The following is a 25,173-nucleotide window of genomic DNA, read 5'->3' on the forward strand; positions in this document are numbered from 1 at the left end:
GGGTCGCGGGCGAACAGGTCGGTGCCGAACTCGGCATCCTGCTCCCGCACGCTCTGCGCGGGTTTCACGTCGACGACGGTCACGTCGAGGCGCGACGCGACCTCGTCCCGCGTGAACCTGGTCTCGAGGAAGTGGTAGCCGGTGTCGAGGAACAGCACGTCGACCCCGGGCAGGCTCTGCGAGACGAGGTGGGGGAGGGCGGCGTCCGCCATCGAGCACGCGACGGCGACCTGCGAGACGGCGATGTTGGCCGCGACCCACGCGATCACCTCGGCAGGGCTCGCCTCGTCAGGCTGTCGGCTGCGCAGCTCGGCGTTGCCGCGCTCGGCGAGCGCGCGCAGCTCGGACGCAGGGCGGCGCCCCTGCGGCAGGCTCAGCGACCCTCGTCGTGCGGTGCTCACTGCAGCGCCTCGTCGTCGGCGCGGTGCGCCCACGTGGCGAAGCTCTCGCCCTCGGACCGGTCGGCGAGGTAGCGGCGGATCACCCGCTCCGCGTAGTCGGCGATGCCGTCGGCCGGAACCTTCAGCCCGCGCACGGTGCGCCCGAGGCCTGCCTCGGCGCGCCCCTCGGTGGCCAGGCCACCCCCGAGATGCACCTGATAGCCGGGAACCTGCTGGCCGTCGATCATGACGAGCTGGCCCTTCAGCCCGATGTCGGCCGTCTGGATGCGCGCGCACGAGTTGGGGCACCCGTTCACGTGCAGCGTGATGGTCTGGCCGATCTCGGGTTCAAGCTCGGCCAGGCGCTGCTCCAGCTGGTCGATCGCCTGCGCGGCGTTCGCCTTCGTCTCGACGATCGCGAGCTTGCAGAATTCGATGCCCGTGCAGGCGATCGTTCCGCGGCGGAACAGGCTCGGGCGCGATGGCAGACCGAGCTCGTCGAGCCCGGCGACGACGTGCGGCACGCGGTCCTCCGGCACATCGAGCACGAGGATCTTCTGGAAGACCGTCGGGCGCACGCGCTGCGATCCGTTCGCCTCGGCGAGGTCGGCGAGACGCGTCAGAGTTGTGCCGGAGAGACGGCCGACCGTGGTCGCGGCGCCGATGTAGAACCGGCCGTCCTTCTGCCGGTGCACGCCGACGTGGTCGGGTGCGCCGACCGGCTCGGCGGGGGCCGGACCGTCGGGCAGTGGGGAGGCCAGGTACTCGCTCTCGAGCACGTCGCGCATCTTCGCGGTGCCCCAGTCGGCGAGCAGGAACTTCATCCGCGCCTTGTTGCGCAGCCGGCGGTAGCCGTAGTCGCGGAAGATGCTGGTGACGCCGTGCCACACCTCGGCCACCCGCTCCGGCGGCACGAAGGTGCCGAGCCGCTCGCCGAGGCGGGGCACCGCGGCGAGGGCGCCGCCGACCCACAGGTCGTAGCCGACACCGAGATCCGGGTGCTCGACGGCGACGAACGAGCAGTCGTTGATCTCGTGCACGACGTCCTGACTCGGATGCCCGGTGATCGCCGTCTTGTACTTGCGCGGCAGGTTCGAGAAGCTCGGGTCGCCGAGGTAGCGGTCGACGATCTCGCGCAGCTGCGGTGTCGGATCGATGAGCTCGTCCTCGGCGATGCCGGCCACGGCCGAGGCGAGGAAGGTGCGCGGCACGTCGCCGCAGGCCTCGGTGGTGTTCAGCCCGACCGCTTCGAGGCGACGCCAGATCTCGGGCACGTCCTCGATGCGCACCCAGTGCAGCTGCACGTTCTGCCGGTCGGTGATGTCGGCGATGTCGCGGCCGAACTCCGTCGAGATCTCGCCGATCACGCGCAGCTGCTGGGTGGTGAGCTGTCCGCCGTCGATGCGCACCCGCATCATGAAGTATTCGTCTTCGAGTTCGTGCGGCTCGAGCTGAGCGGTGCGGCCCCCGTCGATGCCGGGCTTGCGCTGGGTGTACAGCCCCCACCAGCGGAAACGCCCGTGCAGGTCGGACGGATCGATGCTCGCGAACCCGCCCTGGGCGTAGATCGTCTCGATGCGCTCGCGCACGTTGAGTCCGTCGTCGGCGAGCTTGATCTCCTCGTTCGCGTTCAGCGGCTCGCGTCCGTCGACGGCCCACTGGCCGTGCGGCTTGGTCGGCGTGCGACTGGTGCGGGTGCGCGCACCGCGGATGGTCGTCGGCTGCTGGATCGACATCGAGCCCCCCTCGGATGAATGGCTGGGGATCAACGTACGGACTGCGATCCGAGGCGGAAACCTTCCATGACACGGAAAGACCAGGAGCGAAACACAGCGTCATGTGACGCGAAACATGACGCCAGAGGGGTGGCGTGATCGGCTCGAGTGTGCTGTCGCGTGCGCGGGATCGCGCGAGCGCAGGCGATCCGCCGGAGGTCGGTCCGCATCGGGCAGGGCCGTCCTGCGCTTGCGTGTTCGCCTGCCTCCGCCGGGTCAGGCCGGGGGAGCTGTCTCGTAGCGCTGGATGACGAGATCGACGAGCGCGTCCGGGATGCCCTGATCAGACTGCAGATCGTCGAGCAGCGGCGGCGTGATCGGGTGTGCGCCCGCCTTCCGCACCGCGAGATCGAAGAAGAACCCGCGTCCGAGCAGGTAGGTCGCGACGACGGCATCCGGGGCGGCGCTCAGCGCCGTCGGCAGATCCGGATGCCGGGCGGCGAGGTACGCGAGATCCACACGGCGGCCCGTGCGGGCGCCCAGCAGCGCGGCCATCCCCTCGGCGTCGGCGACCGAGCGCTCGTCGCGCGACCCCGCGACGGCGAGCACGAGCGGGGATTCCGGGCGGGCGATGCCGGCGAGCCGCATCGCGAGGACCTCCGCGAGCAGAGCATCGGGCCCCAGCGCGTCGGTGACGACGGCGTCCGCCCTGTGCACGGCGATCCCGTGCAGATCGTGATGCACGTGGAAGCCCTGCGAGAGCAGCAGCGGCACGATCACCACCGGCCCGTCGATCGCCGCCAGCGCGCTCGCCGCATCGGGCTGTTGCACGTCGACGAAGGCCGCGCGCACGTCGACGTCGGGCAGGCGCTCGGCCACGCGTGCGACGAGAGCGGCGATCGAACGCGCCCCGTCGGGGTCGTCCGTGCCGTGCGAGACGGCGAGCAGGGTGGGACGGGTCATGCGGGTGACTCTAGAGCGGGCGGTCGGGATGCGTCGCGCGCGGCGTCAAAGAGCGAAATGCCGCGTCTTCCACGTAAACCTGAGTCGAGTCGTGTCAACTTCCTTTTGACAGCATCGGACTGCGGGTTTACACTTGAGTCATCACGACTCAGGTTCGACATCTGAGCCGTCCGCAGACTTTCACCAATACAAAGGAGAAACACATGGCACGTGCTGTCGGTATCGACCTCGGAACCACCAACTCCGTCGTCAGCGTCCTCGAGGGTGGCGAGCCCAAGGTCATCGCCAACGCCGAGGGCTTCCGCACCACCCCGTCGGTGGTCGCGTTCACCAAGGATGGCGAGGTGCTGGTAGGCGAGACCGCCAAGCGCCAGGCCGTCACCAACGTCGACCGCACGATCGCGTCGGTCAAGCGCCACATGGGCACCGACTGGTCGTTCGACGTCGACGGCAAGAAGTGGACGCCGCAGGAGATCTCGGCGCGCATCCTGCAGAAGCTCAAGCGCGACGCGGAGTCGTACCTGGGCGACACCGTGACCGACGCCGTCATCACCGTTCCCGCCTACTTCAACGACGCCGAGCGTCAGGCCACCAAGGAGGCCGGTGAGATCGCGGGCCTCAACGTGCTGCGCATCATCAACGAGCCCACCGCGGCCGCGCTCGCCTACGGCCTCGACAAGGGCAAGGAGGACGAGCTCATCCTGGTCTTCGACCTCGGTGGCGGAACCTTCGACGTCTCGCTGCTCGAGGTGGGCAAGGACGACGACTTCTCGACCATCCAGGTGCGCTCGACCGCCGGTGACAACCGCCTCGGCGGCGACGACTGGGACCAGCGCGTCGTGGACTACCTGATCAAGCAGTTCAAGGAGACCACCGGCGTCGACGTCTCGAGCGACAAGATCGCCCTGCAGCGCCTCAAGGAGGCCGCCGAGCAGGCCAAGAAGGAGCTCTCGTCGTCGACGAGCGCCTCGATCAACCTGCCGTACCTGTCACTGACCGACTCGGGCCCGGTCTCGCTGAGCGAGAGCCTCACCCGCGCGAAGTTCGAGGATCTCACCAAGGATCTCCTCGACCGCACCAAGAAGCCCTTCGAGGACGTCATCCGCGAGGCGAACATCAAGGTGTCCGACATCGACCACATCGTGCTCGTGGGTGGGTCGACCCGCATGCCCGCGGTCGCCGAGCTCGTCAAGCGCGAGACCGGCAAGGACGCCAACAAGGGTGTCAACCCCGACGAGGTCGTCGCCGTCGGCGCGGCGCTCCAGGCCGGTGTCCTCAAGGGTGAGCGCAAGGACGTGCTGCTCATCGACGTCACCCCGCTGAGCCTCGGAATCGAGACCAAGGGCGGCATGATGACCAAGCTCATCGACCGCAACACCGCGATCCCGACCAAGCGCAGCGAGACCTTCACCACCGCCGACGACAACCAGCCGTCGGTCGCGATCCAGGTATTCCAGGGCGAGCGCGAGTTCACCCGCGACAACAAGCCGCTCGGCACCTTCGAGCTCACCGGCATCGCCCCTGCCCCCCGCGGCATCCCGCAGATCGAGGTCACCTTCGACATCGACGCCAACGGCATCGTGCACGTGTCCGCCAAGGACAAGGGCACCGGCAAGGAGCAGTCGATGACGATCACCGGCGGTTCGTCGCTGTCGAAGGAGGACATCGACCGCATGGTGCGCGAGGCCGAGGAGCACGCCTCCGAAGACAAGAAGCGCCGTGAGGCCGCCGAGGTCCGCAACCAGGCCGAGACCCTCTCCTACTCGATCGAGAAGCTCATCAAGGAGAACGAGGACAAGCTCCCCGAGGACGTCAAGACCTCGGTTCAGGGCGATGTCGACGCGCTCAAGACGGCTCTCGCCGGCGAGGACGACGACGCCGTGAAGACGGCGTTCGACAAGCTGAACGAGTCGCAGACGAAGCTGGGCGAGGCGATCTACGCCCAGTCCCAGGCGGATGCCGCCGCCGGCGCCCCCGCAGATGACGAGGCTCCGGCCGACGCCTCCTCCGATGAGGATGTCGTCGACGCCGAGGTCGTGGACGACGAGGACGAGAAGAAGTAATCATGACGGACAAGAACTTCGACGACAACAGCGCCGAGGTTCCCGGCGAGGGGTCGGATGCTCAGGCATCCGGCCCCGCGTCGCAGAACCACGACGTTCCCCAGAACAGCGACGCTCCCCAGAACCCTGACTCCGCCGAGGCCGCTGCGGCCGAGGGATCCGACGACGACCTCACCGTCGACGACATCCTGAACGCCGAGCAGATCGACGAGGCGGCATCCGAAGACGGCTCCGACGCGGGCATCGCCGACGCCGAGCACGCGCTGCTCGTCGACCTCAAGCGTCTGACCGCGGAGTACGCCAACTATCGCCGCCGCACCGAGGAGCAGCGCCACGTCGAGGTCGACCGCGCCAAGGGCGAGGCCGCGAAGGGCCTGCTGCCCGTGCTCGACGACCTCGACCGGGCTCAGCAGCACGGTGACCTCGTCGAGGGCTCCGCGTTCGCCGTGATCGCCGGCAAGCTGCGTGCCGTGGTCGAGCGCCTCGGCGTCGTCGCCTACGGCGCGGCGGGCGACGAGTTCGACCCGCAGCAGCACGAGGCGATCTTCCAGCAGCCGACCCCCGGTGCGACCACCTCCACGATCCTCGAGGTCGTCGAGGTCGGCTACCGTCTCGGTGACGTCGAGCTGCGGCCGGCGAAGGTCGTCGTCGCTGTTCCCGCCGAGTAGGAACAGGTGATCGATGGCTAGCCAGGACTGGTTCGACAAGGACTTCTACAAGACGCTGGGCGTCTCGAAGGACGTCTCGGACGCCGATCTCAAGAAGACGTATCGCAAGCTGGCCCGCACGTACCACCCCGATTCGAATCAGGGTGATGCCGCGGCCGAGGCGAAGTTCAAGGAGATCAGCGAGGCGTACAGCGTGCTCAGCGACGCCGAGCAGCGTCGCGAGTACGACGAGATCCGCGCCATGGGCTCGGGTGCGCGCTTCACCGCGCCCGGAGCGGGCGGGACAGGCGGCTTCGACGACGTCTTCAGCCGGTTCGGGCAGGGCGGACGCGCGAGCCAGGCCGACTTCGAGGACATCTTCTCGATGTTCTCGCAGGGCGGCGGCTCGTTCGGGTCCGGCCGCTTCGGCCAGCCCACCGGCGGGTACCGCGGCTTCGGCGGCCCGCAGAAGGGCGCCGACCTCACCGCCACGACGACCCTCGACTTCGCCACGGCGGTGCAGGGCGACACCATCACCCTGCAGGCCGGCGACGGCAAGCCGTTCAAGGTGAAGGTGCCCGCAGGCGTGAAGGACGGACAGAAGATCCGTCTGCGCGGCCGAGGGCGACCGTCGCCCGACGGCGGCGAGGCCGGCGACATCGTCGTGCAGGTGAAGGTGCGCCCGCATCCGGTGTTCACCCGCGACGGACTCAACCTGCGCCTCACGGTGCCGGTGACGTTCGCCGAGGCGACCCTCGGCGCGACCATCGAGGTGCCCACCCTCGGCGGCGAGACGGTGAAGCTGCGGGTCGCCCCCGGCACGCCCTCCGGGCGCGTGCTGCGGGTCAAGGGGCGCGGTGTGACGACGGCGAAGGGCGCCGGTGACCTGCTCGCCGAGCTGCAGATCGCCGTGCCCTCGCACCTCGATGACGCCGCCAAGGAGGCTCTGCAGCGCTTCCAGGAGCTCGGTCCGAAGGAGAACCCGCGGGCCGAGATGATGGCGAGGGCGAAGGCCTGATCATGGATGCCGATTCGCCCGTCTTCGCGATCGCGGTCGCCGCGGAGCTGGCCGGAATGCACCCCCAGACCCTGCGGCAGTACGACCGCATCGGCCTGGTGGTGCCCGGCCGCACCCGCGGCGGCTCGCGGCGCTACTCGATGCGCGACATCGAGCAGCTCCGCGAGGTCGCCCAGCTCTCGAGCGAGGGGATGAGCCTGCCGGCCATCGCCCGGCTGCTCGATCTGGAGGACGAGGTGCGGATGCTGCGTCGCCGTGTGAACGAGCTCGAGGGCGCCCTGCGCGCCGAGCGCGAGAACCGCCCCGGTGTGCGCGTGTTCGCCGCCGGGGCATCCGGGCAGGTCGTCACCCTGCCGTCCGGGCGGCGCATCCGCCGGTCGACCGAGGTCGTGCTGTGGCATCCGCGCCACGCCGCCGTCGCGGACCGCACAGGCGAAGCCGCCGCGTCCGACTCCCGGCGCTGACTACGCCACCCGGGCGGGCGGCGCGCCTGTCGGCTGGTCCCATATGGCGGCATCCCTCGCGCGAGGTGACCATATGGGCCCACCCGACCCGCCGGGCGGCAGTAGCGTCTCCTCAGGCGTCGTCGAGCGGCAGCGCCAGCGTGGCTTCTGCCAGCGTCGCGCCTGCACCCGCGTAGACGTTCACCACGGCGCCGACCCCTTCGCGGGAGAGATGCTCGAGCTGATCCGGATGCTGCGCGACGGCCGACACCCGGCCGTCGAAGCCCGCGGCGCGAAGCTGCGCGAGCGCGAACATGTTCGAGTTGTGGATCGGCATGGCGAGCACCACTGTGCGGACGAACCCGCCGGCGACCATGCGCGTCCAGAACTCGTGATCGGTCGCATCTCCTTCGACGACGTCGAAGCCGTCCTCCTCGAGCCGCTGCACCACGAGGTGGTCGTTGTCGACGCCGAGCGGACGCAGACCGCCGGCTTCGGCGAGATGCGTGTATGCGGCTCGCCCGACGCGACCCATCCCGAGCACGACCACATCCGCGTCGCTGGTGTCGATGGGTCGATCCGCCGGGCGCAGTCGACGCACATCCTGCTCGGGCAGGCGGGCGGTGAGTCGGGTGGTGAGATCGAGACCCTGGGTGTTCGTGATCGACGAGATGACCATGCTCAGCGGCACGGCGACCGCTACGACCGTCATCCACTGCTCCGACACGAGCCCGCCGGCGACGCCCACCGCCGTGACGATGATCGAGAACTCCGAGAAGTTGCTCAGCACGAGGCTCATCCGGATCGTCGTGCGATTGCGCAGGCCGAACAGTCTGCCCAAGAGGACGAAGCCCACGAACGTGAGAGGAAGCAGCACCGCGCACAGGATGAGGGCGATGAGCACGTCCAGCCAGGTCGGACTCGAACTCATGCCGATCAGGAGGAAGAAGCCGACGAGGAAGAGCTCCTTCACCCCGAACAGCGACTTGGACAGCTCGATGGCGCGGCGGTGAGATGACAGCAGCAGTCCCACGATCAGGGCTCCGAGGTCGCCCTCGAGACCTACGGCGCTGAACGCGAGGTATCCGGGTCCGAGGGCCGCAGCGGCGCCGAAGAGCACGAGCAGCTCGCCGTGGCCGACGCGATCGAGAACCCGGCGCAGCAGCCACGATGCCGGCACGAGCAGCACGAGCACGAGCGCCCACGGACTCGGCGGCGTCTCGGCGGTAGCCGTGACGAAAGCCACGGCGACGAGGTCCTGGATCACCAGCACGGCGATCGCCGTCTGCCCGTAGAAGGATCCGTCGTCGGAGCGCTCCTCGAGAACCTTGACGCACAGCACGGTGGAGGAGAACGACAGCGCGAAGCCGATCACCGCCGCCTCTCGCCACCCGCCGCCGTCGAGCGAGCCGAGCGTCAGCGTCGCCAGAAGCCCCACCGTGCCCATCCCGATCGCCGAGAGCATGACCAGGTGGATCGTGGCGGTGCCGTAGGTCTCCGGGCGCAGCAGCGAGCGCAGCTCGAACTTGAGTCCGATGGTGAACAGCAGCAGCATCACGCCGATGTCGGCGAGCACCTCCAGGCCGGTGAACGGCTGCACGCCGAGCCCACCGAGCAGGAAGCCGGCCGCGAGGAAGCCGACCAGGGGCGGGATGCGCAGCAGGTGCGCCACTGTGCCGAGCACAGCCGCGGCGAGGAGGGTCAGGACGATCTGCTCCATGCTCACTCCTTCGCCGTCGCTCCGATCCCGAGAGTAGCGCTCAGATGCCGAGCACAGCCCTCGCGATCAGGAAGTAGATGATCAGGCCCGTCGCGTCGACGAACGTCGTGATGAACGGGTTCGAGAACACCGCCGGGTCGACCTTGATGGCCCGAGCGGCGAGCGGCATGATCCCGCCGATCGACGCGGCCACCGTGCACACCGCGACGAGGGTCAGACCCACCACCAGGCCGATGTGCCACTCGTACACCAGCCCGGCGATCGCGAATCCGAGCGTGCCCAGCAGCAGCCCCAGGCACAGCCCCACCCTGATCTCGCGGGAGAGCACCTTGCGCACATCTCGCGGCACGATCTCGCCCAGGGCCAGCGAGCGGGTCACCGTGGTCGCCGCCTGATTGCCGGTGTTGCCGCCGGTGCCGATCAGGAGGGGCACGAACAGCGCGAGCACCGTCATCTGCGAGAGCGTCGCCTCGAACGCGTCGAGCACCTGCACGGTCAGTGTCGCGCCGACGGCGAGCACCAGCAGCCAGACCACCCGCGAGCGCACCAGACGGCGGATCGGCGTCGACAGATACGACCGGCGCAGCGGCTCGACGCCACCCTGGCGTGCGGCATCCTCGCTCTCCTCCTGCTTCAGGATGCGCGCCGCGTCGTCGATCGTGAGGATGCCGACGAGCCGTTGCTCGCCGTCCACCACGGGCAGGGCAAGCAGTCCGTAGTCGGTGGTGCGGCGTGCGACGACCTCCGCGTCCTCCGTCACCTCGGCGACGTGCGGGTCGCTCATGACGTCGACGATGAGGGCTTCCTCGTCTGCCGACATCAGATCCCGCAGGCTCACGATCCCGACCACCCGTCGCGCGTCGGTCACCGGCAGCGTGTAGACGGTCTCGGCGCTGTCCAGCGCAGCCCGGATGCGCGCGAACGTCTCGCGCACGGTGAGCTGCGGGTGCGTGGTGACGAACTCCGGGCTCATGCGCCGGCCGACTGAGTGGTGCGGATAGCCGAGCATCCCCGCGGTCAGGTCGCGTTCCTGCCTGGTGAGGCCGCGCAGCAGCTGCGGGGCGACGGACGCCGGCAGCTCGTCGAGCAGCCAGACCCGGTCGTCGGGGTCGATCTCGGCGAACAGCGAGGTCACCTCGGCGCGGCGCAGGGCACCGACCAGGTCGCCCCGGGTGCCGGGGGAGAGGGCTTCGAACACGTCGAGTGCCCGCGCCTTCGCGAGCAGTCGGTAGACGATGGCCGCATCCTCGATGCTGAGTCGATCGACGAGCTCGACGACCTCGGGCACGGACAGCGGCGTCAGCCGGGCGGATGCACCGGCGAGATCCTGCTCCGAGATGAGACGGCGGATGTCGTCGGCGGCCTCGGAGACGGACTGGAGCTGGAACGGGGTCATGGCGAGCCTTGGGTGAAGGCACCGCACGGAGCGCGTCGCGGAGAACGCGGGGCGTGCGTCGCAGCAGACGCCGCCGCTCAGCCGAGCGGTGCGGAAGCGGAGGGGGTGACGTGTCTGCGACTATGACTGTCACTCGACATGGTGAACCACCTCGCTTCCTGGTGCTCGGGGAGACGTACCCACCGATCGTACCCGGTGCCCGGCACGATGTAACCTGTCAACAGTCGACAAGGGGGGGTCACTGTGCCGGACACCGTCAATCGAGGTGAATCGCTGGGTACGCAGATCGCCAACCTGCTGCGGCAGCGCATCGTGCGCGGTGTGCTCGCGCCCGGGGAGCGGATCACCGAAGAGGCGCTCGCCGAGGAGTTCGCGGTGAGCCGCGGCCCTGTGCGCGATGCGCTCACGCAGCTCAGCTTCGAGAAGCTCGTGCGCATCCAGCGTCCGCGCGGCGTGTTCGTCGTCGGCCTGAGTCACGACGACGTCGATCAGCTGTACAGCCTGCGCGGCGCGCTCGAGCAGCTCGCGCTGTCGAGGGCGATCCGCGTCGAGGACGACGCGCGGTGGCGGGGGATGGCCGACGCGGTGCACCGGATGGCCGACGCCGCGGATGCCGCCGATCACGCCGCGTTCGTGGAGGCCGACCTCGACTTCCACTCGCAGATCTACGCGCTCGCCGATCATCCCCGGCTGGAGGGGGCCTGGCGGCAGTACCTGCCGACCTTCACGGCCCTGCTCGAGGTGACGATCAATCACGACGACGACCTGCACGATTCCGCTGCCGACCACGTCACGCTGATGGACGTGATGCGCAGCGGCGACGCCGACCGCGCCGCTGACGTGCTGACGGCGCATCTCGACGGGGCGCGGGATCGGATGCTCAGCGAGCTGACCCAGCAGAACGGCTGATCGGCCCGCCTGCTGAACGGTCGGCGATTGATCGGCGTGTGCTGACCGCGCATGATGTTGACTGTTAACAGTCAACGATGCTACTGTCGCCACGTCGACAACACGGTCGACCAGCACCGAGGAGCAAAGATGCCCCGCATCCGCATGTCCCGAGCGGCCGCAGCCATCGCCGCCGTCGCCGCAACCGCGCTCGTCCTGTCCGGCTGCACCAAGGTCGATGAAGGAGGTGCCGAATCGGCCTTCCCCGAGAAGGACATCCGCCTGATCATCCAGGCCAACCCGGGCGGCGGCTCCGATCTGTCCTCGCGCGCCCTGGCGACCGAGCTCGAGAAGATCCTCGACGTCAGCGTCATCCCCGAGAACATGCCCGGCGCCGCCGGAGCCCTGGCCATGGAGTACGTCGGCAATCAGAAGGCCGACGGCTACGTGATCGGCTTCGCGCCCGTCGAGATCGCGATGCTCAACACCACCCAGGGTGCTGCCGTGCTGCCCGAGGAGTACGACCTGCTCGGGCAGATCATGCTGGCGCCCGGTGTCGTCACGGTCGGCGCCGACAGCGGCATCGACTCGCTCGAGGCGCTCGTCGAGAAGGCTCAGGCGGGCGCGGTGACGGTCGCCAACTCGGGTGCCGGCTCGATCTGGGAGGCTGCGACCCTCGGACTCGGCAAGGCCGCCAACGCCGACTTCTCGCCGGTGCCGTATGACGGCGGCGCGACCGCCGTCGGTGCCGCCGCCTCGGGCGAGACCGTCGCTGCGGTCTCCGGCCTCGGCGAAGCGCTTGCGCAGGGTGACGCCGTGAAGATCCTCGCGGTCATGAACGACGAGCGCCACCCCGACGCTGAGGACGTTCCCACCGTCGCCGAGGCGATCGGCGAAGACGTCGAGTTCGGCGGCTGGGGCGGCATCTACGCTCCGAAGGGCCTGCCGGACGACGTCAAGAAGACCCTCGAGGACGCGGTCAAGAAGGCCGTCGACTCCGAGGAGTACCAGAAGTTCCAGAAGGACGCCGGCAACCTCGTCGTCTACCGCGACTCGGCGGAGTGGACCTCGTTCGTGAACGACCAGTTCGACCTGTTCAAGGACCTGCTGGGCTGAGCGGCACCCAGGGGCCGGGTCATCGACCCGGTCCCTGCGCCCTCGAGAGGATGCACTGATGTCGAGTACCGACACCCCCGCAGCGGACGCCACCGCAGCGGACGAGTACCAGGGCGCGGCGCCGTCGCGCCGTATCGAGGTGCTGTTCGCCGGGGTCGCCCTGGCCGTCGCCGCCGGCTACCTCGCCCTCGCGCTGCAGACGCCGCTGCGCCGGGCGGCGGCCGCCGGTCAGATCGATGCCCGGTTCTGGCCCACGGTGCTCGGGACGTGCGCCGTCGCCGTCGCCGTCCTCCTGCTCGTCATCGCGCTCACCCGGCCGGCGCCGACCCGCGAGGACGTCGAGCGCATCCAGCCCGGCGGTGTGCGCCGGGTGATCCTCACCCTCGCGATCGTGGGCGCGTTCATCGCCGCATGGTCGCTGAGCGCGGTGGTGCTCTTCGGCTACCGAGTCGAGGTGTTCCCGATCGCGGCCGGCCTGCTCATGGCCGCCCTCATGCTCGCCTACGGCCACCGCCGCCCCGTGAGCCTGATCATCTACTCCGTCACGGTCACGGCGTTCGTCTACGTCGTGTTCGGCATGCTCCTGAGGATCCCGCTGTGAACTTCTTCGTCGAGGGAGTGAGCTCCCTGCTGGACATCTCGATGGTGCTGTACATCGGCGTCGGCCTCGTGCTCGGCTTCATGGTCGGCGCATTCCCCGGCATCACCGCGACGATGGCCGTCGCCCTAGCTGCCGGGTTCACGATGACGCTCGAGCCCGTGCAGGGCCTGGCGGTGCTGCTGACCATCTACGTCGCCGCCAACTTCGGCGACCGGGTGCCGTCCATCCTCATCAACACGCCCGGCACCCCGGCATCCATCGCGACCACGCTCGACGGGTACCCGATGGCCAAGCAGGGCCGGGCGGGTCTGGCCCTCACCATCTCGGCCATCGTCTCGGCGGTCGGCATCCTCGCCTCCCTCGTGCTCTTCTCGGTGGCGGCCGTGCCCGTCGCGAGCTTCGCCCGCGACTACTTCAGATCGCCCGAGCTGTTCGCGCTCGTGGTGTTCGGCATCGCGATCATGATCGGCATCTCCTCGAAGTCGATGCTCAAGGGCATCCTCGCCGGTCTGTTCGGACTCATGCTGGGCACCGTCGGCACCTACGCCGCCACCGCCGACCAGCGCTTCACCTTCGGCGTGCTCGAGCTCGTCGAGGGTGTCAACTTCATCGCCGTGATCATCGGCCTCTTCGGCATCGCGGAGCTGTTCGACCAGCTGCTCACGCACCGCAAGTCGCATGTGCGACCGATCTCGAGCCTCGGCCGCTGGTGGCCCAACCGGTCGGAGCTCGCGCAGTCCGGCCGGGCGACCGCGGTCGGCGGCGCCGTGGGGCTCGGCGTCGGGCTCATCCCGGCCGCCGGTGGCGACATCGCGGGCCTCATCGGATGGGAGCGGGCGCGCAAGGCCTCGAAGCATCCCGAGATGTTCGGCAAGGGCTCGATCGAGGGCGTCGCGGCATCCGACACCGCCTCCAGCGCGACGCTCGGCGGATCGCTCACGACCACGATGGCGCTCGGCATCCCGGGCGACTCCGTGATGGCCGTGATGATCGGCTCGATGATCATCTGGGGCATCACGCCCGGCCCGACACTGTTCACCAACCGTCCCGACCTCGTCGTCTCGATCGTCGGCATCATGCTGATCGCCACGCTGCTCTCGCTCGCGCTCAGCCTCGTGCGCATGCGGGGCATGGTCAAGCTGCTGGATGTGCCGCAGCCGTACCTGTGGAGCGGCATCCTGCTGTTCTGCGTCATCGGCACGTACGCCACCTCGAACAGCCTGTCGACCGTCGTCACCATGCTCGTGTTCGGCGTCGTGGGAGTGCTGCTCAAGCGCATGCAGGTGCCCGCGGGGCCGGTGGTGCTCGGCCTGCTGCTCGGTCCGCTCGCCGAGGAGAACCTCGCCCGCACGCTCGCGATCCTGCCCACCAAGCCGTTCTTCGAGGTGGTGAGCCCCATCGCGATCGCCCTGCTCGCGCTGGCCGTGCTGTCGATCGTCATGCCGGCGATCAGGGCGGCCCGCAAGCCCCGCACGCAGCGCGCCGCATTCGCGGACTCGGTGCTCGACACCGAGAGCGTGCAGCAGATCAGTCACGCTCGCGAGGAGCTCTCGGCCGATCCGGGGCTGCTGACCTCGACCGTGCGAAGCATCACCAAGAAGAAGAACTCCAAGGAGAAGAAGTGACCCGCTACGACATCCTCACCGCGATCCCCACCGCGTTCCACCGCGACGGATCGCTCGACCTCGAGGGGTCGCGGGCCATCTTCCGTTACGTGGCCGGGTCGGGCAACGAGGGCGCCTTCGTGCTCGGCACGACGGGGGAGTTCCCGGCGGTCGACGTCGAGGAGTTCACCGCTCTGGTCGACGCCGCGCTGGCCGAGCTCGCGGGGCGGATGCGGGTGGTCGTGCACGTCGGCCGACCGAGCGCGTTCGAGGCCGTGCGGCTGGTGGGCATCGCCCGCTCCCGCGGCGCGACCGAGTTCGCCGCCCTGACGCCGTACTACCTGCGCGCGTCGGACGACGCCGTCGTGGAGTACTTCCGTCAGGTGTCGGATGCCGTCGGCGACGGCCGCCTGTATGTCTATATCTACCCTGCGCGCAGCGGCAACCCCGTCTCTCCGGACCTGCTGGTGCGCCTGGCGCAGCTGCCCAACGTCGTCGGGGCCAAGGTCAGTGAGCTCTCGCTCGACGAGCTGGCCGCCTACCGCGCCGTGGTGCCGGACGGATTCGAGCTCTACACCGGCGCCGACCGCGATCTCATCGCCGCCGTCGAGGCCGGCGCGCAGGGGGTCGTGTCAGGGGTGTCGTCGGTGACGCCCAAGCCGTTCCGCGCGCTCGCCGACGCCGGCCGCGCGGGGGACCCCGCAGCCATCACCGCGGCGCAGGCCGCTGTCGACGAGGTCGTCTCCTGGATCGGCGGCGACATGGCGCGCATGAAAGAGGGCTACCGGGTGCTCGGGGTCGCCGATGCGCATTGCCGGATGGCGCTGGACGAGCCGGACGCCGCGGCCAGGGCCGCGGTCGCCCGAGTCGTGGGCGCGCACGCCTGACGCAGACTGCAATCGGTTTCAGCCACGCGGTAGGGTGTGCGTATCCAGCCGTAGGGGGAGACGTGGCCACGATCTACGACGTCGCGCGGCTCGCCGGCGTCTCGCCGGCGACCGTCTCGCGCGTCTTCAACGGCACGAGCGTGTCGCCGCAGAAGACGGAGGCCGTGCGCCGAGCCGCCGCCGAGCTGAGGTTCACGCCGAACCGGGCCGCCCGCACGCTGCGTCGGCAGAGCTCCGAGGTCATCGCCCTGATCATCCCCGACATCGAGAACCCGTACTTCACCGAGATGGCGCGCGGCGTGGAGGACGTGGCCAGCACGGCCGGGTACTCGGTCGTGCTGTGCAACTCCGACTCCCAGACCGAGAAGGAGTCGACCTACCTGCGCATCGCGATGGCCGAGAACATGTCGGGAGTGATCCTCGCCGCGGCGTCGGATGACCCTGACATCGACGAGGTGCTCGCGACCGGACGTCCCGTCGTCGCGGTCGATCGCCGCACCGGGCGCGAGATCGACGGGGTGATGATGGCGAACCGCGAGGCGGGCCGGATCGCCACCGCTCACATGCTGCAGCTGCACGACCGGGTCGCCTACATCGGCGGACCCGAGAACATCGAGACCGCCGCCGAGCGTGCACAGGGGTGGCGCCAGGCGCACCGCGACGCGGGGCGGGCGGGGCCGGACGAGCTGCTGCGGTTCTCGACGTTCCGCGTCGACGGTGGGCGCGCGGCGATGGAGGAGCTGCTTCGGCTGCCCGAGCCGCCGGATGCCGTGGTCGCCGGCAACAACCTCATCGGCGTCGGTGCGATCCAGGTGCTCACCGAGCACGGGCTGACCCCGCCGCGCCTGGGCGTCGCGGTGATCGGATCGCTGCCCTTCACGACGCTCTCGCCCTCGGTGGTGAGCGTCGTGCGCCTGCCCGCCAGGGAGATGGGCGTCACGGCCGCGCGGATGCTGCTCGCGCGGATCGGCGGTGACCGCCAGCAGGCGCGCACGGTGGTGCTGGGCGGCGAGCTGCTGTCGGCTGAGCCCGCCCCCTGATCGCCGGACCGCCCCGCGAACTGCGGACCGCCCCCGTGAACGGCGGCAGACGACTCGTGATCTGTTACATGAAATCGATTTCGCATAGACTGAGCGACGAACCCAGCGATCGAGGAGGATGCCATGCGCGGCACGCTTGGAGTCGACGTGGGAACGTCGAGCACCAAGGGCGTCCTCGTCGCCGAGGACGGCACGATCCTCGCGTCGACGACGCGGGCGCACACGGTGGACCGGCCCCGCCCTGGGTGGGTGGAGATGGACGCCGACATCTGGTGGGACGAGTTCCTTAGCATCGCGCAGGAGCTGATCGCCACCGTGCCGGATACCGAGATCGTCGCCGTCGGCGTCAGCGGCATGGGTCCGTGCGTGCTGCTGACCGACGCCGACGACCTGCCGGTGCGCCCCGCGATCCTGTACGGCGTCGACACCCGCTCCACTGCGCAGATCGCGCGGATGACCGCGGAGCTCGGAGTCGAGGAGATCACCCGCGTCGGAGGCTCGGTGCTCACCTCTCAGGCCGCCGGCGCGAAGATCGCGTGGGTCGCCGAGGAGGAGCCCGAGGCCTGGGCGCGCGCGACGCGCCTGTTCATGCCGGCGTCGTGGCTGGCCCACCGGCTGACCGGCGCGTACGTGCTCGATCACCAGTCCGCCAGCCAGACCTCGCCGCTGTATGACATCGAGAACGAGCGCTGGCACGCGCCGTGGTGGCAGCGCTACGCCGAGCGCCTCGAGCCGCCCCGTCTCACCTGGGCCGGTGACGTCGCCGGCGAGGTCACCGCCGAAGCTGCCGCGGCGACCGGCATCCCGGCCGGAACACCGGTCATCACCGGAACCATCGACGCCTGGACCGAGGCGGTCAGCGTCGGCGCGCACGAGAGCGGCGATCTCATGCTCATGTACGGCACGACGATGTTCCTCATCGCCACGGGTGCGCAGACTCTGCGCACCCCGTCGATGTGGACCACGGCCGGAGCCTTCGCCGGCACCCGCAACCTGGCCGGCGGGCTGTCGACCTCGGGCGCGCTCACGGCCTGGCTCAAGGACCTCACGGATGCCGACTACCCGCAGCTCCTCGCCGAGGCCGAGGCATCGGGACCCGGCGCCCGCGGCCTGCTGATGCTGCCGTACTTCGCCGGTGAGCGCACACCGATCCAGGACCCCCACGCGCGCGGGGTGATCGCCGGGCTCACCCTCGAGCACACCCGGGGCGACCTCTACCGCGCGGCACTCGAGGCCACCGCCCTCGGCGTGCGCCACAACGTCGAGACGATGCGCGCCGCCGGGGCGGACATCCGCCGCATCGTCGCCGTCGGAGGCGGCACTCAGGGCCGGCTCTGGCTGCAGATCGTCTCGGACGTCACCGGTCTCGTGCAGGAGGTGCCGGCCACCACCATCGGCGCCAGCTACGGCGCGGCCTTCCTCGCCGCCGACGCGGTGGGCGCTCCCGGCGCCCAGCCGGCGATCGGCGACTGGAACCCGATCGCCGAGCGGATCACCCCGGATCCCGTGCTGCGCGATCTCTACGACGCCCTCTTCGACCGCTACGTGCGCCTCTACGAGGGCTCGAAGCAGGTCGTCCACGAACTCGCCGCCGTGCAACGCGGCGCCTGACCCCATCCACGCATCGGAGAACATCATGAGCTACACCCTCCCCGCCCCCGTCGAGCGTCCTCGGTCCGCGCCGAAGACCGCGTACCTGATCACCTCAGGCGACCTGCGCGAGTCCGCCAACGTCGGCGGCTGGCCCACCCAGGTCGCCCTCGAGGAGGGGGTGACCCGCGTGTTCGACGGCCTGGGCTGGACGGTCATCCGCGCCTTCGACGTCGACCCGGCCACCGGTCACGGCTTCATCTCCAGCCAGCGCATGGGCTTGGAGGTGTTCAAGGGCATCCCCGTCGACGCCCCGCTGATCGTCGCGATCGCCAACTGGCAGTACTCCCACCACGTTCTCGCAGGGCTCCGCACCCACCAGGGGCCGATCCTCACCGTCGCCAACTTCGCCGGTGACTGGCCTGGCCTGGTGGGACTGCTCGGTCTCAACGCCGGCCTGACGAAGATGGGCAAGCCGTACGCGACCACGTGGTCGGTCGACTTCACCGACGACTGGTTCACCGCGGGCATCCGGGAGTGGACCGAGACCGGCGCGATCACGCACGACGCGTCGCACGTGCGTCCGCTGCCGGCACTGCCCGAGAGCCCCGAGAGGCAGCTCGGCGAGGCGCTCGCCGCGCAGCTGCTCGCGGACAAGGCCATCATCGGCGTGTTCGACGAGGGCTGCATGGGCATGTACAACGCGATCTTCGACGACGAGCTGCTCAACGCCACCGGCATCTACAAGGAGCGTCTGTCGCAGTCGGCCCTGTACGCCGAGATGCTGCAGGTGAAGGACGCCGAGGCCGACGCGGCGTTCGACTGGCTCGTCGAGCACGGCATGACCTTCCACTTCGGTCAGGACGCCGCCACCGAGCTCACCCGCGAGCAGGTGCAGTGGCAGCTCAAGATGTACATCGCCGCACTGCGGATCGCCGACGACTTCGGGCTCGACGCCGTCGGCATCCAGTACCAGCAGGGGCTGAAGGACCTGGTTCCGGCCTCCGACCTCGCCGAGGGCATCCTGAACTCCACCGAGCGTCCTCCCGTCACCAGCCGCGACGGCTCGCGCGTGCTGCACGAGGGGCGTGCGTTCCCGCACTTCAACGAGGCCGACGAGGGGGTCGCGGTCGACGCGCTGATCACCGACCGGGTGTGGCGCGCGATGGGTCTGGTGCCCGACAACACCCTGCACGACGTGCGCTGGGGCGACGATTACGACGGCGACTTCGTGTGGGCGTACGAGATCTCGGGCTCGGTGCCCGCATCGCACCTCGGCGGCTGGGACCAGGCCGAGGGATGGCGTCAGGGTCACGTGTTCTTCCCCGCCGGCGGGGCGACGATCAACGGCGTCTCCAAGCCCGGCGAGGTGGTGCTCAGCCGGGTGTTCATCGCCGACGGCATCCTGCAGGCCGACATCTTCCGCGCCTCGGTCATCGAGCTGCCGGATGCCGAGACGCAGCGCCGCAAGGATGCGACGAACCCCGAGTGGCCGATCGCGCACGTCGTGCTGCACGGGCAGAGTCGCGACCAGTTCATGGCCAGGCACAAGGCCAACCACGCGCAGCTCGTCTACGCACCCGACGCCGAGACGGCCGACAAGGCGCTGATCGCGAAGGCCGCGATGCTCGACGGCATCGGCATCAAGGTCAACCTCGTCGGCGACGTTCGTATCTGAGTCTGGGCCCCGGGCAGGCGGCGCCCTCCACAGGGGGCGTCGCCGGCTGCCTCCGAGGAGAGTCTCGGACTCATGCGGGCGGCAGACGAAGCACGTCGGCGTCGCCGCCGGTGATGTCGCCCGCGATCCGGATGCTGCGGGCGAGGTCGTCCAGCGCGGCCTCGAGAGTGCCGAAGCGCTCGCGGTCGCTGCACACCGCCGTCAGGGTGACGAGGTGGGAGCCGGTGTCCCACGTGTACGTCGCCGACGCGGGCGCGCCTGGCTTCGCCGGAAACGGCATCAGCAGCTTCTCGCCCTGGCCGAGCGCGGTGCGGAAGTCCTCGGTGTCGTCGTACTCCATGGGCATCATGGCGCGCGCGGTGCGCAGCTGCGGGGTGAGCTGCTGCACGGTCGCCATCGCGACCACCAGCTCGGGTTCGGCCTTCCACGTCCACGCGAGCACGCGGCCATCGGCCTTGCGCATGGCGAAGGGGATCGCCTGGCTCGCCAGCCAGCTGCCGAGACGGGCGCCGGGCAGCGTCTCGCGCCCCAGTCCCGTGCCCGCCTGCGCCATCAGCATCCGGATGGCGGCCTTGCGATGGCGGCGGCCGCGGAATCCCAGCGAGCCGGTGACGGGGATCCACAGGGCGCGGTCGGCGGAGGAGATCAGGCGCATGACCCCACGCTACGCGGCCCGCCTCCCCGGATGGCACAGTGCCCTCGGGTAGAGTGACGGGCGCCCAGAGCTAGAGATAGGCAGCAGACTTCCCGTGACCTCCGGACGCCCCCTGAAGATCCTCATCGGCTGCGACACGTTCGCGCCCGACATCAACGGAGCCGCGCGCTTCGCCGAGCGCCTCGCCGCCGGCCTCGTGCAGCGCGGCCACGACGTGCACGTCGTCGCGCCGAACACCGCGTACCGTCGCTCGCCCGCGCACACCGAGGTGATCGAGGGCGAGCCCATGACGATGCACCGCCTGCCGGCCCTGCGCTGGCTGCCGCACGACTGGGTGCGCTTCGTCTGGCCGTGGCGCTCGAAGCACTGGGCGCGCACGGTGCTCGACGAGGTGCAGCCCGACATCGTGCACATCCAGTCGCACATCATCATCGGACGCGGACTCACCCGCATCGCCCATCAGCGGGGCATCCCCGTCGTCGCGACGAATCATGTGATGGCCGAGAACATCCTCGATCACACCACGTTCCCGAAGTTCATCGACGACGTCGTGCTGAAGTTCGCGTGGGCCGACGCCAAGCGCACCTTCGAGATGACGCGCGCGGTGACCACGCCCACGCGCCGGGCGGCCGACTTCCTCGAGCGCACGATCGACATCCGGGGCGTCGTGCCGATCAGCTGCGGGATCGACCGACGCAACTACGACCCCGTGATCGCCCCGCGGGAGCGCAACCGCATCCTGTTCGTCGGACGCCTCACGGGCGAGAAGCAGGTCGACGTCGTGCTGCGCGCGGTCGCGGCCCTCGATCCGGCCCTCGACGTGCACTTCGACATCGCCGGCGGCGGTGATCAGCGCAAGGCTCTGGAGGCCCTCACCGTCCAGCTGGGCATCGAGGATCGGGTGACCTTCCACGGCCGGGTGACCGACGAGCAGCTGCGCGAGCTGTACTCGCGCTCATCGGTGTTCGCGATCGCGTCGATCGCCGAGCTGCAGTCGATCGTGACGATGGAGGCCATGGCATCCGCCCTGCCGATCGTCGGAGCGAACGCCGTCGCGCTGCCGCACCTCGTGCACGACGGCGAGAACGGCCACCTCTTCGAGCCGGGCGATGTCGACGACCTCGCCGCCAAGCTGACGCAGGTGCTGACCGCGTCGCCGGCGGAGTACGAGCGGATGCAGCGCGCCTCGCTCGACGGCGTGGCCGTGCACGACATCAATCGCACGCTCGACACCTTCGAGGCGCTCTACCGCGACGAGCCGCTGCCCGCCTGAGCTCGGCGCCGGATGCCCGGGCAGGGTCAGCGTGTCGGAACGGTGCGGTCGTTCTCGGCGACGCGCGCCCAGTCGGTCGGAGTCGCACGGAATCCGTCGCGGCGGAGCTCGGCGATGGTGGCCGCCGCACCCCAGAGGGCCAGCGCGCCGATGATGATGACGATGAACATGGCAGTAACGCTACGATCGGTTCAGAACTGCCACTAGTGGCAGACAGGTCATCATGCGTAGGATTGCCGCCAAGCATCCACCGCATGAGAAGAGCCCCGATGAAGACCGTCGCCTGCGTTATCGACAACGGCTTCGCGCCGTTCGAGTTCGGCGTCGCGTGCGAGGCCTTCGGCCTCGATCGCGCGGACGACGGCGTGCCGAACTTCGACTTCCGGGTCGTCGCCCCCGAGCCGGGGCTGGTGCGCTCGAAGATCGGATTCGCGGTCGAGGTCGAGCACGACCTCAGCTTCGCCCACGAGGCCGACCTCGTGATCTTCTGCCCCATGCCGCGCAGTCAGTGGACGAATGTGGATCCGAGGCTGATCGATCTGGCGAGGTCGGCCGTCGAACGGGATGCCTGGGTGATGAGCGTCTGCAGCGGCTCTTTCGCGCTCGCCGCCGCCGGCGTGCTCGACGGACGCCGTGCGACGACCCACTGGATGTACGCGCACACCCTGGCCGAGATGTATCCGCTCATCGACGTCGATCCCGACGTGCTCTTCGTGCAGGACGGCCGCATCATCAGCAGCGCCGGGACCGCCGCGGGCATCGACGCGTGCCTGCACCTGCTGCGCATCGAGCTCGGCGCCGAGATGGCCGGGCGCATCGCGCGCCGCATGGTCGTGCCGCCGCAGCGCGACGGCGGTCAGGCTCAGTACATCGACCGCCCGCTGCCGGTCGATGTGGGCGGGTCGCTGGCATCCGTGGCCGACTGGGCGGTGCAGAACCTGCACGACGATCTCTCGGTCGACCAGCTGGCCGACCACGCGCACATGTCGGCGCGCACCTTCGCGCGGCGGTTCAAGGCCGAGTTCGGGGCGACGCCCGCCGCGTGGCTGACCCGCCAGCGGGTGATCAGCGCGCAGCGAATGCTCGAGCGCACCGACTTCGGGCTCGACCGCATCGCAGAAGAGAGCGGGTTCGGCTCGGCGGCCATCCTGCGACAGAACTTCGCCCGGGTTCTCGGCACGACGCCGACCGCCTACCGGGCGCGCTTCTCGTGCCGGGACGAGCTGATGCCCGCCTGAGACGGAGAAGAGGTTCCCGCCGGACGGCGGGAACCTCTTCTGTCGACCTCAGCTCGAGCGCTCAGGCGTTGGTCATGCCACGGCGCAGCAGACGACCGCGGGCGTTCTCGAAGTCGATGACCTCGCCGTGCAGCCACGTCCTGCGCACGACACCCGCGAGCGCCTTGCCCTGGTACGGGGTGAGCGGGTTCTTGTGGTGCAGCTTCTTGACGTCGACCACGTAGGCGTCGTCGGCGGCGAAGATCGAGAAGTCGGCGTCGTATCCAGGGGCGATGCGTCCCTTGCCGGTGAGGCCGGCGAACTGCGCGGGGCGCTCGCTCATCCAGCCGACGACGGTCTCGAGCGACAGTCCGCGCTGGCGCGCCTCGGTCCAGATCAGCGACAGGCCGAGCTGCAGTGATGCGACGCCGCCCCATGCAACCGCGAAGTCGCCGTTCTCGAGGTCCTTGAGGTCGAGCGTCGAGGGGGAGTGATCCGACACGATGAAGTCGATCGTGCCGTCTTCGAGTCCCTGCCACAGCTGCTCGCGGTTGCCGGCCTCGCGGATCGGCGGGCAGCACTTGAAGGCGGTCGCGCCGTGCGGGATCTCCTCGGCCGTCAGCGTCAGGTAGTGCGGGCAGGTCTCGACGGTGAGCTTGAGCCCGTCGCGCTTGGCGCTGCGCAGCATGGGCAGCGCGTCAGACGAAGACAGGTGCAGGATGTGCGCCCGCCCGCCCGTCCAGCGCGCGCGCTCGATGACCTCGGCGATGGCGAGGTTCTCGGCACCACGGGGACGCGAGGCCAGGAACTTGCCGTAGTCGTCGCCCTCGGGCTGGGGTGCACGGTCGATGGCACGGGAGTCCTCGGCGTGGACGATCATCACCGAGTCGAAGGTGGCGAGCTCGCGCATGTCCGTCTCGAGCTCATCGGGGTCGAGCGGGGGGAACTCGTCGACACCCGAGTGCAGCAGGAAGCTCTTGAAGCCGAACACGCCGGCGTCGTGCAGCGGGCGCAGGTCGGCCGTGTTGCCCGGGATCGCCCCGCCCCAGAAGCCCACGTCGACGTGGGTCTGGCCGCGAGCGGCCTCGCGCTTGGTCTCGAGCGCGTCGACGCTGACGGTCGGCGGGATGCTGTTCAGCGGCATGTCGATGATGGTCGTCACGCCGCCGGCGGCGGCCGCGCGAGTGGCGGAGGCGAAGCCCTCCCACTCGGTGCGGCCGGGCTCGTTGACGTGCACGTGTGTGTCGACCAGGCCGGGGATCAGGGTCTCGTCGTCGGCGAGCTCGATGACCTCGTCACCGGCGAGATTGTTGCCGAGCGGCTGCATGGCGACGATGACGCCGCCGCGCACGCCCACCTCGCGCGGGCGGATGCCCGCGGTCGTCAGCACTCGCGCACCGCGGATGACGAGGTCGTAGTGCTCGCCGGTCGGATCGAGCGAGACGGATTCCCCGTCGTGCTCTTCGGTCTCGTGCGACATGTCGCGCGTCCCTTCTGCCGGCGCTCCGCCGGGCTTGTGTTCTGTGGGGGTGATGGGTGCGGGGTGGCCTCAGCCTACGAGACCGGGGAAACCCGTGATCCGCTTCGCGCGCGGAGGGGCGTAGGTGCGCACCTTGGAGGTCTTCAGGCCGAGATTGACCAGGCCCTCGGCGACGACGACCGCCGCCTGCACGCCGTCGACGACGGGTACGCCGCACAGCTCGACGATGCGGTCCTTCAGCTCGGCCATGCCGCCGCAGCCCAGCACGATGACCTCGGCGCGGTCGACCTCGACGGCGAGCTTCGCCTCGGCGGCGATGGCCTCGACCGCGCGGTCGGGGTCGCTCTCGAGCTCGAGCACTCCGAGCCCCGAGGAGCGCACCGACGCGCAGCGATCGTGCAGGCCCGCGAGGATCAGGCGGTCCTCGATCAGCGGAACCGCACGATCGAGGGTCGTGACGACCGAGTAGGTGCGGCCCAGGTACATCGCGGTGGAGGCGGCCGCCTCGGTGATGTCGACGACGGGCACGTCGAGCAGCTCCTGCAGCCCTTCGCGCCCGTGCTCGCCGTAGCCCGCCTGGATGACGGCGTCGTACTCGCCCTCGTAGCGCACGACCTTGTCCATCACTCCTACGGCGGCGAGGTAGCTGTCGAAGTTGCCCTCGCACGAGTCGGCCCCGAAGTCCGGCGTGAGGCCGATGATCTCGGTGCCGGCCGAGGCGGCGGCTCGGGCCGCCTCGGCGATGCCGTCGGTCATCGTCTGGGTGGTGTTGACGTTCGCAACCAGGATGCGCATGGGT

23 protein-coding genes are annotated in these 25,173 nt (G+C 69.8%); 14 read left to right on the forward strand and 9 right to left on the reverse strand.

Features of this window, described 5'->3' with window-relative positions:
* The 3 genes from BFN01_RS04200 to BFN01_RS04210 form a co-directional block, all read right to left on the reverse strand.
* A partial coding sequence (locus tag BFN01_RS04200; protein WP_256221022.1) for a phosphoadenosine phosphosulfate reductase family protein occupies positions 1-401 on the reverse strand: 401 nt, incomplete at its 3' end.
* Positions 398-2,116, reverse strand: a complete 1,719-nt coding sequence (locus tag BFN01_RS04205) for a nitrite/sulfite reductase (protein WP_071641903.1) — start codon at positions 2,114-2,116, stop codon at positions 398-400. The genes BFN01_RS04205 and BFN01_RS04200, both read right to left, overlap by 4 nt.
* A gap of 255 nt (positions 2,117-2,371) precedes the next feature.
* Positions 2,372-3,058: a sirohydrochlorin chelatase gene (locus BFN01_RS04210; RefSeq protein ID WP_071641908.1), complete on the reverse strand. Its 687-nt coding sequence runs from the start codon at positions 3,056-3,058 to the stop codon at positions 2,372-2,374.
* Positions 3,059-3,261: 203 nt separating this feature from the next.
* On the opposite strand from BFN01_RS04210, the gene dnaK reads away from it, so the two are divergent.
* The 4 genes from dnaK to BFN01_RS04230 are packed head-to-tail and all read left to right on the forward strand — an operon-like array spanning position 3,262 to position 7,250.
* Positions 3,262-5,121, forward strand: a complete 1,860-nt coding sequence (gene dnaK, locus BFN01_RS04215; protein WP_071641916.1) for a molecular chaperone DnaK — start codon at positions 3,262-3,264, stop codon at positions 5,119-5,121.
* A gap of 2 nt (positions 5,122-5,123) precedes the next feature.
* Positions 5,124-5,789 (forward strand): nucleotide exchange factor GrpE, encoded by a 666-nt coding sequence (locus BFN01_RS04220; protein WP_071641928.1) that lies wholly within the window; start codon positions 5,124-5,126, stop codon positions 5,787-5,789.
* 13 nt (positions 5,790-5,802) lie between these two features.
* Positions 5,803-6,786: a DnaJ C-terminal domain-containing protein gene (locus tag BFN01_RS04225; protein ID WP_071641933.1), complete on the forward strand. Its 984-nt coding sequence runs from the start codon at positions 5,803-5,805 to the stop codon at positions 6,784-6,786.
* Positions 6,787-6,788: 2 nt separating this feature from the next.
* Positions 6,789-7,250: a heat shock protein transcriptional repressor HspR gene (locus tag BFN01_RS04230; RefSeq protein WP_071641934.1), complete on the forward strand. Its 462-nt coding sequence runs from the start codon at positions 6,789-6,791 to the stop codon at positions 7,248-7,250.
* Positions 7,251-7,362: 112 nt separating this feature from the next.
* On the opposite strand, the gene BFN01_RS04235 is transcribed toward BFN01_RS04230, so the two are convergent.
* Complete coding sequence (locus tag BFN01_RS04235; RefSeq protein ID WP_071641935.1) at positions 7,363-8,949, reverse strand: cation:proton antiporter family protein; 1,587 nt, start codon at positions 8,947-8,949, stop codon at positions 7,363-7,365.
* Positions 8,950-8,989: 40 nt separating this feature from the next.
* Positions 8,990-10,345 (reverse strand): magnesium transporter, encoded by a 1,356-nt coding sequence (gene mgtE / locus BFN01_RS04240; RefSeq protein ID WP_071641936.1) that lies wholly within the window; start codon positions 10,343-10,345, stop codon positions 8,990-8,992.
* A 243-nt stretch (positions 10,346-10,588) separates the two neighbouring features.
* Here mgtE and BFN01_RS04245 point away from each other — a divergent pair, with 243 nt between their 5' ends.
* The 8 genes from BFN01_RS04245 (at position 10,589) to BFN01_RS04280 (ending at position 19,749) form a co-directional block, all read left to right on the forward strand.
* Positions 10,589-11,254 carry a GntR family transcriptional regulator gene (locus BFN01_RS04245; protein WP_071641937.1) on the forward strand — a complete coding sequence of 222 codons (666 nt, stop codon included), beginning with the start codon at positions 10,589-10,591 and terminating at the stop codon, positions 11,252-11,254.
* 129 nt (positions 11,255-11,383) lie between these two features.
* On the forward strand, positions 11,384-12,349 hold the full coding sequence (locus BFN01_RS04250) for a tripartite tricarboxylate transporter substrate binding protein (protein ID WP_071641939.1): 966 nt from the start codon (positions 11,384-11,386) through the stop codon (positions 12,347-12,349).
* A 58-nt stretch (positions 12,350-12,407) separates the two neighbouring features.
* Positions 12,408-12,950, forward strand: coding sequence for a tripartite tricarboxylate transporter TctB family protein (locus tag BFN01_RS04255; protein ID WP_071641941.1), 543 nt, complete (start codon positions 12,408-12,410; stop codon positions 12,948-12,950).
* Entirely contained in the window at positions 12,947-14,575 is a 1,629-nt protein-coding gene (locus BFN01_RS04260) for a tripartite tricarboxylate transporter permease (protein ID WP_071641943.1), read from the forward strand. Before BFN01_RS04255 ends, BFN01_RS04260 begins: the two co-directional genes overlap by 4 nt.
* Entirely contained in the window at positions 14,572-15,441 is an 870-nt protein-coding gene (locus tag BFN01_RS04265; protein WP_071641945.1) for a dihydrodipicolinate synthase family protein, read from the forward strand. Before BFN01_RS04260 ends, BFN01_RS04265 begins: the two co-directional genes overlap by 4 nt.
* A 62-nt stretch (positions 15,442-15,503) precedes the next feature.
* On the forward strand, positions 15,504-16,481 hold the full coding sequence (locus BFN01_RS04270) for a LacI family DNA-binding transcriptional regulator (RefSeq protein WP_071641947.1): 978 nt from the start codon (positions 15,504-15,506) through the stop codon (positions 16,479-16,481).
* Positions 16,482-16,604: 123 nt separating this feature from the next.
* A complete protein-coding gene (locus BFN01_RS04275) occupies positions 16,605-18,092 on the forward strand; it encodes an FGGY-family carbohydrate kinase (RefSeq protein ID WP_071641949.1) in 1,488 nt (495 codons plus the stop codon).
* A gap of 25 nt (positions 18,093-18,117) precedes the next feature.
* On the forward strand, positions 18,118-19,749 hold the full coding sequence (locus BFN01_RS04280) for a fucose isomerase (protein ID WP_225211055.1): 1,632 nt from the start codon (positions 18,118-18,120) through the stop codon (positions 19,747-19,749).
* A 70-nt stretch (positions 19,750-19,819) separates the two neighbouring features.
* Here the strand turns inward: BFN01_RS04280 and BFN01_RS04285 are convergent, their stop codons facing one another.
* The gene (locus BFN01_RS04285) at positions 19,820-20,404 is read right to left on the reverse strand and encodes a hypothetical protein (RefSeq protein ID WP_071641953.1); all 585 of its coding nucleotides are present in this window, start codon (positions 20,402-20,404) and stop codon (positions 19,820-19,822) included.
* Between the two features lie 94 nt (positions 20,405-20,498).
* Here BFN01_RS04285 and BFN01_RS04290 point away from each other — a divergent pair, with 94 nt between their 5' ends.
* On the forward strand, positions 20,499-21,677 hold the full coding sequence (locus BFN01_RS04290; protein ID WP_256221023.1) for a glycosyltransferase: 1,179 nt from the start codon (positions 20,499-20,501) through the stop codon (positions 21,675-21,677).
* A gap of 26 nt (positions 21,678-21,703) precedes the next feature.
* Here BFN01_RS04290 and BFN01_RS15385 read toward each other — a convergent pair whose 3' ends face one another.
* The gene (locus BFN01_RS15385) at positions 21,704-21,847 is read right to left on the reverse strand and encodes a hypothetical protein (protein ID WP_177243799.1); all 144 of its coding nucleotides are present in this window, start codon (positions 21,845-21,847) and stop codon (positions 21,704-21,706) included.
* A gap of 99 nt (positions 21,848-21,946) precedes the next feature.
* On the opposite strand from BFN01_RS15385, the gene BFN01_RS04295 reads away from it, so the two are divergent.
* Positions 21,947-22,915 (forward strand): GlxA family transcriptional regulator, encoded by a 969-nt coding sequence (locus tag BFN01_RS04295; protein ID WP_071641957.1) that lies wholly within the window; start codon positions 21,947-21,949, stop codon positions 22,913-22,915.
* A gap of 61 nt (positions 22,916-22,976) precedes the next feature.
* On the opposite strand, the gene allB is transcribed toward BFN01_RS04295, so the two are convergent.
* Both allB and BFN01_RS04305 read right to left on the reverse strand, forming a co-directional pair.
* The gene (gene allB / locus BFN01_RS04300; RefSeq protein ID WP_071641959.1) at positions 22,977-24,374 is read right to left on the reverse strand and encodes an allantoinase AllB; all 1,398 of its coding nucleotides are present in this window, start codon (positions 24,372-24,374) and stop codon (positions 22,977-22,979) included.
* A gap of 69 nt (positions 24,375-24,443) precedes the next feature.
* Positions 24,444-25,169 (reverse strand): aspartate/glutamate racemase family protein, encoded by a 726-nt coding sequence (locus BFN01_RS04305; protein WP_071641964.1) that lies wholly within the window; start codon positions 25,167-25,169, stop codon positions 24,444-24,446.
* Positions 25,170-25,173: the final 4 nt, after the last annotated feature.

It is taken from the genome of Microbacterium sp. AR7-10 (genome assembly GCF_001878835.1).
Taxonomy (GTDB): Bacteria; Actinomycetota; Actinomycetes; order Actinomycetales; family Microbacteriaceae; genus Microbacterium; species Microbacterium commune.